We start from the raw sequence: 12,822 nt of genomic DNA on the forward strand, positions 1-12,822 counted from the left end.
CTCAGCTGCTTGGTGGACCTAATCCTTGGGTTGTCGACGCCGTCGGCGTCGGGGAGGGCGCGGGTGGCCCTGGTTCATAGGAAGAACCTCAGTGACGGGCTGTCCGTGACTTCTTTGACCTCATACCCGACCGACCGGAGCGTCTGCCCGAAGCTGTCCTTGGCTTCTGGCGGGACCTGGACGCCGGCGAGGACGCGCCCGCGGTCGGTGCCGTGGTTGCGGTAGTGGAAGAGGCTGATGTTCCACTCCGGGCCAAGGCGGGTGAGGAAGGCCAAGAGGGCGCCGGGACGTTCGGGAAAGTCGAATTGGAACAGTCGCTCGCTGCCGGCGGCCGAACTCCGGCCCCCGACCATGTGACGGAGATGGGTCTTGGCAATCTCGTCGTCGGTGAGGTCGAGGAACTCGTAGCCTGCCTTGGCGAGGCTGTCCCCGACGACACTGCGGTCCTCGGGGGCACGCAACCCGACGCCGACATAAACGGTCGCCGTGTCGGTGTTGCCCATGCGGTAATTGAACTCGGTGACCGACCGACGCCCCAACGCCTCGCAAAGGGCAAGGAACGAGCCGGGCCGCTCGGGGATATGGACGGCAAAGACGGCCTCGCGCTTCTCGCCGAGTTGGGCGCGCTCGGAGATGTGGCGGAGGCGGTCGAAGTTGAGGTTCGCCCCCGTGGCGACGGCGGCGACCCGCCGACCCTGCCAACCGTTGTCGGCGACCCATTTCTTGAGCCCGGCGTAAGCCAGGGCCCCACTGGGCTCCAGGACGGCCCGTCGGTCTTCAAAGATGTCCATGACGGCGGCGCAAATGTCGTCGTTGCTGACCGTGACCGACTGGACGCCGCACGCGACGGCGGTCTCGAAGGGGAGGGCCCCCACTTGGCGGACGGCGACACCGTCGGCGAAGAGCCCGACCTGGTTGAGTTTCACCCGCTCACCGGCGAGCAGGGAACGGTGCATGGAATCGGAGTCCTCCGGCTCGACGGCCACGACGACCGTGTCCGGCGAGAGACGCCTCATGACTTGGGCGACGCCGGCGACGAGCCCGCCTCCGCCGACGGGGACGAACACGGCGTGAAGCGGCATGGGGGCTTGGGCGACGATCTCCTCACCCACGGTCGCTTGCCCGTCGATGACGAGGGGGTCGTCGTAGGGGTGCACGAAGGCCAGACCCTGCTCCCTTTCCAACTGGGTCGCGTGGGCATAGGCGTCGTCATAGCTGTCGCCATGCAGCACCAACTCGGCCCCTAGGCGCTCGATGGCGCGGACCTTGACCTGGGGCGTGGTCTCCGGCACGACGATCACGGCCCGGCAGCCGAGCCGCTTGGCCCCGAGGGCGACGCCTTGGGCGTGGTTTCCCGCGCTGGCCGCGACGACACCGCGTTCCAGACGCTCGGTGGGCAGGTGGGCCAGGAAGTTGTAGGCGCCCCGGAGCTTGAATGAGAAGACGGGCTGCTGGTCCTCACGCTTGAGCCAGACAAAGTTTCCGGTCGCCTGGGTCATGACGGAGCAGTAGTCAAGCGGGGTTTCTTGGGCCACCTCGTAAACGCGGGGCGCGACGGACTCGCGGACGAAATCGTGGAGACACCCGTTCCGTGCGTAGACGCGCTGCCGCAAGAACGGCCCCGCCTCCTCAAGGTGGTGGGTGACCATGACGACGGTGAGACCCAGGTTGGCGAATTCGGTGAACCACTGGAGGAAGTCGGCCCGGCCTTCGGGGTCGAGTCCGGAGGTCGGCTCGTCAAGGAGAAGCACCCGAGGGTCGGTCACGAGGGCCCGGGCGACCAGGGTCCGCTTGCGCTCCCCGGTCGAAAGGGTGCCGAACGTCCGTTGGGCCAGGTGGGAGACACCGGCGGCCGCCATGCCGCTTCGGGCGCCGTCGACCTGCTCTGCGGTCGGGTACTTGTGCCACAAGTGGCCCTGAGTGCCGAAGAAGCCGCTCAGGACGACTTCTTCGACGGTGCTCTCGGCGGCGTGCTCCCACTCGACGTCGCTCTCGACGAACGCGACCTTCTGGCGCCATTCTTCTTGGCTCCAGTCCGTGCGGCCGTCGACGACGACCCGGCCCCTGCCGGCGTAGGGGTGGACCTGGCCCGCGAGCAGACGGAGGAGCGTCGTTTTGCCGCTGCCGTTGGGGCCGGCGACCAGCGTGTGCTGGCCTTCGGCCACCTCAAAGCGGTCGACGGCAAGGATCGTCTTGCCGTCGCGGACCACGCGTGCCCCTTCGACGAGGAGCAACTGGCTCATTTGGCCTTGATGAACGGCATCATCGAGCGCAGCTCCTTGCCGACCTTTTCGATGGGGTGGGCCTGCTCCTTGGCCCGGATGGCGTCCATCTTTGGCCGTCCCGCCTCGTTCTCGGCGATCCATTCCTGGGTGAACTTGCCGCTTTGGATGTCGCCGAGGACCCGCTTCATTTCGGCCTTGGTCTCGTCGGTGACGATGCGAGGGCCGGAGACGTAGTCGCCCCACTCGGCGGTGTCGCTGATCGAGTAGCGCATGTAGTTCAGACCGCCCTCGTAGAGAAGGTCGACGATGAGCTTGGTCTCGTGCAGGCACTCGAAGTAAGCGGCCTCGGGTTGGTAACCCGCTTCCACGAGTGTCTCGAAGCCAGCCTTGATCAGCGCGGAGAGCCCACCGCAGAGGACGACCTGCTCGCCAAAGAGGTCGGTCTCGGTCTCTTCCTTGAAGGTCGTCTCCAGCACACCGGCCCGTGCGCCGCCGATACCCCACGCGTAGCTGAGGGCGGTCGCCTTGGCGGTGCCGGTGGCGTCCTGGTGGACGGCGACAAGACACGGCATGCCCGCGCCGCCGACATACTCCGCCCGCAACCGGTGGCCGGGCCCCTTGGGGGCGACCATGGCGACGTCGACGTCCGCGGGCGGCTCGATGAGCTTGAAGTGGATGTTGAGCCCGTGGGCGAAGAGAAGGGTCTGCCCGGGCCGCAAGTACGGGGCGACGCCTTCCTTGTAGATGTCGCGCATCGGCACGTCGGGAGTGCAGAACATCAGGACGTCGGCCCACTGGGTGGCTTCGGCGACGGTCAGCACTTGCAGGCCGTCTTCGGCGGCCTTGTCGCGGCTCTTGCTGCTGGCGTGAAGCGCGACCCGGACGTCGACTCCGCTGTCCTTGAGGTTCAGGGCATGGGCATGGCCCTGGCTGCCGTAGCCGATGATCGCGACTTTCTTGCCCAGGATGACTTTCGGGTCGACGTCTTTTTCGTAATAGAGTGTTGCCATGTTGTGTGGTGTGGTGTGTCAGTCGACCCGCATCGCCGCCGTCCCGGTGCGGACGACTTCACGCAGGCCATAGGGCTCCATGAGGGAGAGGAAATGCTCGATCTTGCGGGGCTCGTCGGTGAACTCCACGGTCAGGTCTTCTTTCGTGAGGTGGGCGACCCGCCCGCCCATGACGTGGACCACCTCGATGATCTCGCCCCGTTGCTGGGGCGTCGCGTCGACGCGGACCAGGGCGAGCTCGCGGCGGACCGAAGTCTCGACCTTGAGGTCTTGGATGTCCACGACGTCGAGGAGCTTGAGCAACTGCCCCATGACGACATGGAGGTCGTTGTCGTCGCCACTGACGACAAGGGTCATGCGCGAGTAGCCGGACTGTTCGCAGTCGCCCACGCTCAGGCTTTCAAGGCTGACGCCCTTGCGCCGGAAGACGGAGGTGAGACGGTTGAGCGTGCCCACCTGGTTTTCCAGAAGGGCGGTCACCACGTGCTGGCGGCGCATCAGGCCTTCACCTTCTCTTTGGTGGTCAAGGCCGGGTCCATGATCAGGCTGTCGTTTGACGCGCCTGCAGCGACCATCGGGAAGACGTTCTCTTCCATCTCGACCACGCACTCGACCAGGACGGGGCCTTCGATGGCCCGGGCTTGGCGGACGGCCTCGTCCATGTCCGCTTGCTTGGTCACGCGGACGAACCCGACGCCGTAGGCCTCGGCCAACTTGCCGAAGTCGGGGTTTGGCATATGGGCGTGGCTGTAGCGGTTGTCATAGAAGAGTTCCTGCCACTGCCGGATCATGCCGAGGAAGCCGTTGTTGATCAAGGCGATCTTCACCGGCAACTTGTGCTCTGCCGCGACGATCAACTCCTGTAGGGTCATCTGGAACCCACCGTCACCGACCACGCACCAGACCTCGGCGTCCGGCCTGGCGAACTGGGCGCCCATCGCCGCCGGCAAGCCGTAGCCCATCGTGCCGAGACCGCCGCTGCTGAGCCAGTTGAACGGCTCGTGGAACTTGTAGAACTGGGCCGCCCACATCTGGTGTTGGCCCACGTCTGTGCTGACGACGGCGTCGCCTTTGGTGACGCGGTTGAGGGAGTCCACGACGTGCCGGGCGAGGAACCGGCCGTCCTCAGGGACGATGAGCGGGTAAGCCTCGCGCCAGGCGCGGATCTCGGCCCACCATTCGGGGTGCTTGGCGGGCTTGACCGCCTTCGCGAACCGCGGAAGCGAGTCGGCCAAGTCCCCGAGGACCCGGCAGTAGGCGGGGATCGCCTTCCCGAACTCGGTGGGGTCGATGTCGAAGTGGATCTTGCGGGCGTTGGGGGCGAACCCGCTCATCTTGCCCGTCAGGCGGTCGTCGAACCGCATGCCGACGCCGATGACGAGGTCGGCGTGCTGGGTCGCGATGGTGCCGGCCGCTTCGCCGTGCATGCCCATCATGCCCAGGCTGCGCGGGTCGTCACGGTCGAACGAGCCGAGACCCAGGAGCGAGTTGATGACGGGGACGTCGGCCTTTTCCGCGACTTCGGCCAGGGCCTTGTGGGTCGCCGACCAGACGACACCGGCCCCCGCGATGATGACGGGGCGTTCAGCCGAGGCGAGGAGCTCGGCGGCCTCGTCGATCGCCTCCTGTTTCGCCGGGCCGGGCAGGAGGTAACCGCGGCGTTGGGTCACCTCGGGGAAATCGACGTCCGTCTTGCCCTGGAAGACGTCCTTGGGGATGTCGATCAGGACTGGGCCCTTGCGCCCGGTGTTGGCCAGATAGAAGGCCTCGGCCATGACGCGAGGCAGGTCGTCGACGTCGGTCACCAAGTAGTTGTGCTTGGTGATCGGGATCGTGATGCCCTGGATGTCGGTCTCTTGGAAGGCGTCGGTGCCGATCGCCCAGGTGCTGACCTGGCCGGTGAGCACGACCATGGGGACCGAGTCCATCATCGCCGTCGCGATGCCCGTGACCAAGTTGGTCGCGCCAGGGCCGCTGGTGCCCAGGCAGACCCCGACCTTGCCGGTCGCCCGGGCGTATCCGTCGGCCATGTGGGCCGCGCACTGCTCGTGCCGCACCAAGACATGCTTGACTTGCGGCCAATTCAACATTTCGTCGTAGAGGGGCAGGACGACGCCGCCTGGGTAGCCGAACATCACGTCGACCCCATGGCGCGCCAGCGCCTCCATCACCACCGTGGCTCCTGTTCGTGTCATGTGTTTGCTCCCGGCCCGGCTTTGGGCGGGTTGTCCGACGGCGGTGTCGGGTGTCGCGCTCTCCTATTTTTCCTTCTGACCTTAGGGGAGGACGGCGATGTCCCTACCCCCAAAGCAGAACGGCCCTCCCGGTTTCCCGGGAAGGCCGTCCTTGAAGATTTTCGTCTGTCAGCTTCCCGGGTCACGCTCTGGTAATAAGAACGAGGACGAGAAGGCTGAGGAGGGCCAGGACGTCGAGGCGCAAAACCGCACCACCAGCCAAGTCGGCGGCGGGCAGCGTCAGCGCGCGGACGTCGTGTCGCTCCATCAGGTTGCGAGGATTATACCCACATCCGAACCACGTGGACCTCATGTCCCATGCACACCCGGGATTCTCACCGGGTCGTGGGTGAGCCGGCCGTCGACTTTCCTCCATATGTGCAAGGGGTTGCGGTCATGCAACTCCTCGGGAAGGAGTTCGGCGGGCATGTCTTGGAAACAGACGGGGCGCACAAACCGCAGGACCGCGGCGGTGCCGACCGAGGTCGTCCTCGCGTTGCTGGAGGACGGGAACGGCCCGCCATGTTGCATCGCGGGGCAGACTTCCACGCCGGTCGGGAAGCCGTTGTGGACGACACGTCCGGCCTTGCGCACAAGGAGGGGAAGGAGCTCCCGGACCTCGTCCGTCACCGTCCCTGCTGTCTGCAGGGTCGCGGTGAGTTGTCCTTCCAGGTTCCGGGCGACCCGCTTCATCTGGTCAAAGGTGTCGCAAACGACGACCAATCCAGCCGGGCCGAACACCTCTTCGCCAAGGGTGTTGTCGCTGAGGAACGTCTCGGCCCGGGTGGTGAAGAGGCTCGGCGCCGCCTGCCCCGTCCCCTGGGTGCCGCTGAAGACGGTCTTGACGTCGGGATGGCCGGCCAGACGGTGGGTACCGGCCTGGTACGCGTCGGCGATACCGGCCGTCAGCATGGTCCCGGGAGCCACTGCGGCCAGGGCCGCGGCGGTTTCGACGACGAACCGCTCCAATTCTTCGCTGACGACGCCGACCACGACCCCGGGGTTTGTGCAGAACTGGCCGACCCCCTGCGCCAGTGAGGCGGCGTAGCCCTTGGCGACGTCCGGCATCCGCACCCCGAATCCCGGCACCAGAAAGACGGGGTTGACACTCCCCATCTCGGCGTAGACGGGGACGGGGTTGTCCCGGTCGGCGGCGAGGCGCATGAGCGCCCTTCCGACCGCCTGCGACCCCGTAAAGGCCACGGCCTGCGTCATCGGGTGGGTGACAAGGCGCTGGGCTGTCGTCACGTCGGTGTGGAGGAGAGAAAAGGTGCCCTCCGGCATGTCGGACTCTCGACAAGCCTCGATGACCGCCCGGCCCACCATCTCACTGGTGCCCGGGTGGGCAGGATGCGCCTTGAAGACGACCGGACACCCCGCCGCCAGGGCTGAGGCGGTGTCTCCGCCCGCCACGGAAAAGGCGAGGGGGAAATTACTCGCGCCGAAGACGACCACTGGTCCGAGGGGGACGAGAATACGGCGGAGGTCGGGCTTGGGCGCCGGCTTCCGGTCGGGCTGGGCAAGGTCGATGACGGCCTCCGGCCACGACCCTTCGCGGAGCAAGTTGGCGAACAAGCGGAGTTGGCCGGTCGTCCGGGCGCGCTCGCCCACAAGTCGCGCGGTAGGCAGCGCCGTCTCCTCGGCGCAGCGTCCGATGAGTCCGTCGCCCAAGGCGTCGATCGCGTCCGCGACCCTGTCCAGGAACGCGGCCCGGTCGGCCTGGCTTACCCGGCCGTAGGTCTCGGCGGCCCGGTCAGCCAGGGTCAAGGCGCGCTCGACCTCACTGGTCACCGCAAGAGAGAACGCTGGGTCAAGGTGGGAGCCGCTGGCCGGGTTGAACCCGCGTAGCGTCCGCTCCCCCTCGGATGACTCCGCGAACCCGACTAATTGGTTACCCGTCAACACCATCCGCTCCTTCATGAAAACCGCGCCGGCAAGGCCGGATGCAGGTCGAGCGACGTCGAGCGACCTTGCAACATCTGGGACACCACCAAACCTGTGGCCGGCCCCAGACTCATCCCCATCATGGCATGGCCGGTGGCCAAGACGAGGTTCTTCCACCCTGGCACTGGGCCGATCACGGGCACGCCGTCGGGCGAACAGGGCCGCAGACCCTGCCAAACGCCATCGTCCCGGAACTCGACCCCGCGGTACGCCGGGTAGAAGCGTCGGGCCCCTTCTCGAATGCCGCGGACCCGCGCCCAGTTGGTCGACGACAACGACCCGCCGATCTCCATGGTCCCCGAGAACCGGGTCCCGTCGCCGAGGGGCGCCACGGCCACCCGGGCGCCGACGAGGATTGACGGCACCCTCGGCCGGACGGGAGGGTCGTCGACGACAAAGCTGTATCCCTTGCCGCTGACCAAGGGGGTGTGGTGCCCCGCCAATCGGGCGACCGCACCGGACCAGACGCCTGCCGCTATGACGAACGAGTCGGCTTCGTGGCGTCCGGTCTCGGTCACGCAGGCCAGGACGCGGTCGGAGGCAAGCTCGAAGTCCACGACCTCTTGACCGTACAGTAGCTTCGCTCCTGCGCCGGTCAAGTGGCGGTGGAGTGACCACAGGGTCGAGACGGGGTCGACGTGGGCGTCCCCACGGTAGTGGTATCCCCCGGCGACGTCGGGCAGGGCCTCGGGTTCGAGGGCATGGACTCCCTCGCGGTCGAGCGTCTCGACTTCCTGGCCCAGCCGCCGGGCCAGGTCGGCGGTGGCCCGGTCATGGCCCATCGACGCTTGGTCAAGGTGCAGTTCAAGGAGGCCCGTCCTCTCGAAGCGCAGCCCGCCGACCCGGCCCTCGAGGTCGGCATACAACTCGCGGCTGAGGGCGTTGAAGGCGTTCAAGAACGGCGCGGCCCGCTCGACATGGCTCCTCGTGCACGACCGGACGAACTGCGCCGTCCACGAGACGAGTTCCCAACTGAACTGCAAATGGATCCCAAACGGGCTCGACCGGTCGAGGAGCATCCGCAGGCCCAGTTGGACCATCCCTGGTGCGGCCAGGGGCACGATGTGACTGGGCACGACCATGCCGGCGTTGCCCCAGGAGCACGGCTTTCCGTCCTCCGGCCCGCTCTCCAATACGGTCACGTCAAGGCCGGCGTCCAGGCAGTAGAGCGCGGTGCACAGCCCGATGATCCCGCCGCCGATGACGACGACACGCGCCACGTCAGGGGATCCCCCATTTGAACGGGTCTTCTTCGTCAATGACGACGACCCCCTCGCCTACGACGTGGGCCCGGCCGGTGATCGCGGGCACGACCCGCCCGTCGACGACCCGGTATCGGGCCTCGAACACGCTCCCGACAATGCTCTCTTGCCGCCAGACTTGGCCAGGGGCCAATTTGCCCGAGGCCGCCAAGCAGGCGACCTTGGCGCTGGTGCCGGTGCCACAGGGGCTCCGGTCGTACTCCATGCCGGGGCAGAGGACGAAATTGCGGCTGTCGGCGACCTCGCTCGGGCCAAAAACTTCGACGTGGTCGATCTGGGCGCCGTCGTCTCCCGTCACGCCTTGGTCGTCCAGGGCGCGGCGGACGTCGCCACAAAAGGCTTGCAACGCGGCGATGTTGGCCCTCTCGACGGGGACAGGAGAGTCACCGACAAGGAAGAACCAGTTTCCTCCGTAGGCGATGTCGCCGGTCACGATGCCGTGGCCGGGCACATCGATTTCGACTCCCGTGCGGGCGCACCAGCAGTGGACGTTGTCGAAGCAGACTTGACCGTCGGGGAGCAGCCATGCGGCCACCGGCCCGGCCGGGGTCAGGAGGTCGATCCGCCCGACGTCGACCCGGCCAAGGTGCCGGAGCGTCTCGACGATGCCGATGGTCCCGTGGCCGCACATCCCCAAGTAGCTGGCGTTGTTGAAAAAGACGACCCGCCACGCCTCCGACCCTTGGGTCGGGGGCCACAGGTAGGCCCCGACGACGACGTCGGAGCAGCGGGGTTCACCGACGACGCTCCGCCGGACATTGTCATGTTCCGCCGCCAACCACGCCCTCGCCGCCACCATGTCCGATCCTTTCAGCGAAGGCTGGCCGCCGACCACGGCACGTGTCGGCTCGCCGCCGGTGTGACTGTCGACGATACGGATCGGAACGGGCATGGTCAGGCCTCAGAGGGTAGGACGCTTGGCGACGCCTTCGCGGACCACACGCAACGTCTCCTCGCGTTCGGCGCCGGTCAGGTTCAGTCGCGGTGGACGCACCGTCTCCTTGCCGAGACCGACTTCCTGCAGGCACAGCTTGATCTTCTGGACGAACTTCGGGCCGATGTCCAGGTGCAGGAGCGGCGTGAACCATCGGTACAGCTGGACCGCTTCGTCCCATCGGCCCGCCATGGCGAGGTCCCACAGCCGCTGGTTCTCCTTGGGGAAGGCGAGCCCGACCCCGGCGATCCAGCCCTTGGCCCCGAGCAGGGCGCACTCAAGGATCAGGTCGTCGACGCCGCCCATGATGACGTACCGGTCGCCGAGCCGGTTGACGAGGTCGGTGACGCGGCGCGGGTCGCCGCTGCTCTCTTTGGTCGCCTGGAACTTCGGGTCGTCGGCCAACTCTTCCAGCATCGCCGGGGTCACATCGATCTTGTAGGCGATGGGGTTGTTGTAGACGATGATCGGCAGGTCGGTGGCCTTGGCCACGGTACGGTAATGGGCGACCACTTCGCGGTCGTCGGCCGGATACACCATCGCGGGAAGCACCATCAAACCGGTGCAGCCGGCCCGGGCGGCCTCTTCGGCATGGCGGACCGCCTGCGACGTGCTGAACTCGCTGACCCCGCTGACCACGGGGACCTTGCCGCCGCAGACTTCGACGGCCGCCCTCAGGACGGCGACCTTCTCGTCGGGCTCGAGCATGTTGTTCTCCCCCAGGGAGCCCAGCATGACGACGCCCTGCACGCCCGCGTCGACAAGGACCTCCAGATGCCGCTTCGTCGCGTCAAGGTCAAGGGAGAGGTCGTCGTGGAACTGGGTGGTGACGGCGGGGTAGACGCCGTGGAAGAGCGGGCTCATCGCATTAGTCCTCGTCCTCGACCGGTTCGACGCGCCATTGCAGGACGCCGGCCGCGTAGCCTTTCTTCATCTGCACGACCAGGCGGAGTCCCGTGGTGCTCACCGGGAGGAAGTGCACAGTATTCCATGAATCCTTTGATGTTAAATAGTTTTGGGTCGTTTTGACGGGTACCCATCGGCCGTCTTGCTGGGCCTCGACATGCCACGACTCCGGCAACCGGCAGACGCCGGCGCCCGTGTCGTCAAACCAATAGACCTGGCAACCCTTGACGGCCTGCGGCTTGTCCCAGGTGTAGCTGACCCACTCCCGGGTGCCCTCGTGGTTCCACCAGTGCGCGGTCAGGGCGCCCTTGTCCGCGCTTGACTTGGGCTCGCGGCCGTCACGGACACCCTCGGGCTGGCAGTTCCAGTTGACAAACGACATCGCGACCGTGGCGGCGCGCTCGGGCCCACCGACGACGGGCGGCGCAGGCTGGGTGGGGACCCAGACTTCCATTTCACCGGCAGAGCGGTGGTCCCACGCGTAGTAGGGGACAGCGCGGACCTTGACCGGGGTGGGTCGGGCAAAGTCGGCGTAGAGGCCACCCGGCCACGTCTCACCCCGCCGCACCACGCCCTGGGTGGTCAGGGCGACGACGCCGCCCACCAAGCTGTCGTCCCACGTGGACTCGAACTTGGCCCCGGCCGGAACGGCGACCCCGTCCAAGCCCTCTTTGTTGTCGGCCTTCTCCAGGCAGTAGACGAGCGGGCCCCGGGCGATCGCGAGGCGTCCGGTGTTCTGCTTGACCCGGGGGTCGGCCTCGATCTGACGGGCCGCCATGTGCAGGTCGAGCGAGACCGAGTCACCGGCATTGAGCCGTCGCTGGACTTTGACGTAACCGTCTTTTCCTGGCATGACCTTCTTGCCGTCCACGGTCGGGGCCGACGACCATGCCGGGATGCGGAGCCACACCTCCTTGTCCGTGGGTTTGTCTGCGGTCACGACCACCTTGCCGTCCCAGGGGTAGTTGGTCACGACCCGGAAGGCGACGTCGTCGGAGCCGACCTTGGCCTTGACCGACCCCGCCACGTACAGGTTGACGACGAAGGCCTGGGGGGTCGTCGCGTAGGCGTAGCCCCCTATGCTGGCGACCATACGCGAGGCGTTAGGCGGGCAGCAGGCGCAGCTGAACCATTCGGTGCGGTGGTGCCCCCCTTTGCTGGCCAGGGGGTTCACGTAAAAGAACTTGGTGCCGTCCCACGAGTAGCCCGCGAGCATCCCGTTGTAGAGCGACGACTCCATGTTGTCAAGGTAGTGGGAGTCGCCGTAGAGCAGACCCATCCGGAACGACCACAGGGCCATGGCGACGCTGGCGCACGTTTCCTGGTAGGCGGTCTCGTTGGGCAGGTCGAAGTCTTCGGTGAAGCCTTCGTTGCTGGCGCTCGGTCCGATACCGCCGGTGACGTACTGCCGCCTCCGGGTGGTGTTGCGCCAGACGCGGCGGAGGGCGGCCTCGATCTCGGGCTCGCGGGAACGGGCGACGATGTCGGTCGCCCCGGCCAGGAGGTACCCGCAGCGCACCGCGTGGCCCTCCATGACCTCAAGGTCCTTGATCGGCACCCGGTCTTGCCAATACGTGCCGTCATAGTCCTTCGCCGGTGTCTTGTGCTCAGTGGCGAAGAAATGGCTCCCGCGGGTCTCGATGAAGAACTTGGCGAGGTCAAAGTACTTGCGCTGGCCGGTGGCGTCGGCCAGCTTCACCAGGCCGAGTTCGATCTCCGGGTGCCCGGGGTATCCCGCCCGCTTTCCGGGGCCGAAGGTGGCGTCGATATGGTCGGCCAGCTTGACGGCGACGTCAAGGAAGGTGCGCTTGCCCGTGGCCCGGAAGTGGGCGACCGCCGCCTCAAAGAGGTGGCCCGCGCAGTACAGTTCGTGGTTGTCCCTCAGGTTAGTGAAGGTGCGGTCGGGTTCGTTGACCTCGTAGTGGGTGTCCAGGTAACCGTCGGGCCGCTGGGCGCGGCGGATCACGTCGATCCACTTGTCGAGTTCGGCCTCAAGCGCGGGGTCGGCGGTGACGGTGAGCGAATAGGCGACCGCCTCCAGCGACTTGTAGACGTCTGAGTCCATGTAGACCGGGCCGCTGTAACCGGTACGGCTGCCTTCGGCGGCGAGTTCGAAGTTCTTGAAGTTGCCGGCCTTTCTCAGCATGTCCAGGCTGTGGCGCAAGGTGACTTGGCGGTTGGTTTTCTGGCGAGGCGCCCAAAAGGTGTCGGTGATCTTGACCTGGTTGAAGGGAACCGGGGTCATGTTCACGTGGGGGGGAGTCGAGGCAATGACGGCGCCAAGGCCCATGGCTAAGACCATCCCTG

Annotated in this window: 9 protein-coding genes; all 9 read right to left on the reverse strand. The window is 66.8% G+C overall.

Annotated elements, in window-relative coordinates:
- Window positions 1-74: 74 nt before the first annotated feature.
- The 9 genes from ilvA to KF857_12585 all read right to left on the reverse strand — a co-directional run bounded on the left by ilvA (window position 75) and on the right by KF857_12585 (window position 12,817).
- Window positions 75-2,243: a threonine ammonia-lyase, biosynthetic gene (gene ilvA / locus KF857_12545; GenBank protein MBX3112820.1), complete on the reverse strand. Its 2,169-nt coding sequence runs from the start codon at window positions 2,241-2,243 to the stop codon at window positions 75-77.
- Window positions 2,240-3,235, reverse strand: a complete 996-nt coding sequence (gene ilvC / locus KF857_12550; protein ID MBX3112821.1) for a ketol-acid reductoisomerase — start codon at window positions 3,233-3,235, stop codon at window positions 2,240-2,242. The genes ilvA and ilvC overlap by 4 nt, the downstream gene beginning before the upstream one ends.
- An 18-nt stretch (window positions 3,236-3,253) precedes the next feature.
- Window positions 3,254-3,733 (reverse strand): acetolactate synthase small subunit, encoded by a 480-nt coding sequence (gene ilvN, locus KF857_12555; GenBank protein ID MBX3112822.1) that lies wholly within the window; start codon window positions 3,731-3,733, stop codon window positions 3,254-3,256.
- The gene (gene ilvB / locus KF857_12560) at window positions 3,733-5,430 is read right to left on the reverse strand and encodes a biosynthetic-type acetolactate synthase large subunit (GenBank protein MBX3112823.1); all 1,698 of its coding nucleotides are present in this window, start codon (window positions 5,428-5,430) and stop codon (window positions 3,733-3,735) included. Before ilvB ends, ilvN begins: the two co-directional genes overlap by 1 nt.
- Window positions 5,431-5,778: 348 nt before the next feature.
- On the reverse strand, window positions 5,779-7,377 hold the full coding sequence (locus KF857_12565) for an aldehyde dehydrogenase (NADP(+)) (protein MBX3112824.1): 1,599 nt from the start codon (window positions 7,375-7,377) through the stop codon (window positions 5,779-5,781).
- An 8-nt stretch (window positions 7,378-7,385) separates the two neighbouring features.
- Window positions 7,386-8,633: an FAD-binding oxidoreductase gene (locus KF857_12570; GenBank protein MBX3112825.1), complete on the reverse strand. Its 1,248-nt coding sequence runs from the start codon at window positions 8,631-8,633 to the stop codon at window positions 7,386-7,388.
- Window position 8,634: 1 nt separating this feature from the next.
- Window positions 8,635-9,567 carry a proline racemase family protein gene (locus KF857_12575; protein ID MBX3112826.1) on the reverse strand — a complete coding sequence of 311 codons (933 nt, stop codon included), beginning with the start codon at window positions 9,565-9,567 and terminating at the stop codon, window positions 8,635-8,637.
- Between the two features lie 9 nt (window positions 9,568-9,576).
- On the reverse strand, window positions 9,577-10,473 hold the full coding sequence (locus tag KF857_12580) for a dihydrodipicolinate synthase family protein (protein ID MBX3112827.1): 897 nt from the start codon (window positions 10,471-10,473) through the stop codon (window positions 9,577-9,579).
- Between the two features lie 4 nt (window positions 10,474-10,477).
- Entirely contained in the window at window positions 10,478-12,817 is a 2,340-nt protein-coding gene (locus KF857_12585; GenBank protein MBX3112828.1) for a glycoside hydrolase family 127 protein, read from the reverse strand.
- Window positions 12,818-12,822 lie beyond the last annotated feature (5 nt).

The organism is Fimbriimonadaceae bacterium (assembly GCA_019638795.1).
Classification (GTDB): Bacteria; Armatimonadota; Fimbriimonadia; order Fimbriimonadales; family Fimbriimonadaceae; genus JAHBTB01.

What these genes read in the sequence shown, in the direction of transcription:
- ilvA (MBX3112820.1), bottom strand. Translation starts at nt 2,243, where the DNA reads ATGAGCCAGTTGCTCCTCGTCGAAGGGGCACGCGTGGTCCGCGACGGC.
- ilvC (MBX3112821.1), bottom strand. Translation starts at nt 3,235, where the DNA reads ATGGCAACACTCTATTACGAAAAAGACGTCGACCCGAAAGTCATCCTG.
- ilvN (MBX3112822.1), bottom strand. Translation starts at nt 3,733, where the DNA reads ATGCGCCGCCAGCACGTGGTGACCGCCCTTCTGGAAAACCAGGTGGGC.
- ilvB (MBX3112823.1), bottom strand. Translation starts at nt 5,430, where the DNA reads ATGACACGAACAGGAGCCACGGTGGTGATGGAGGCGCTGGCGCGCCAT.
- KF857_12565 (MBX3112824.1), bottom strand. Translation starts at nt 7,377, where the DNA reads ATGGTGTTGACGGGTAACCAATTAGTCGGGTTCGCGGAGTCATCCGAG.
- KF857_12575 (MBX3112826.1), bottom strand. Translation starts at nt 9,567, where the DNA reads ATGCCCGTTCCGATCCGTATCGTCGACAGTCACACCGGCGGCGAGCCG.
- KF857_12580 (MBX3112827.1), bottom strand. Translation starts at nt 10,473, where the DNA reads ATGAGCCCGCTCTTCCACGGCGTCTACCCCGCCGTCACCACCCAGTTC.
- KF857_12585 (MBX3112828.1), bottom strand. Translation starts at nt 12,817, where the DNA reads ATGGTCTTAGCCATGGGCCTTGGCGCCGTCATTGCCTCGACTCCCCCC.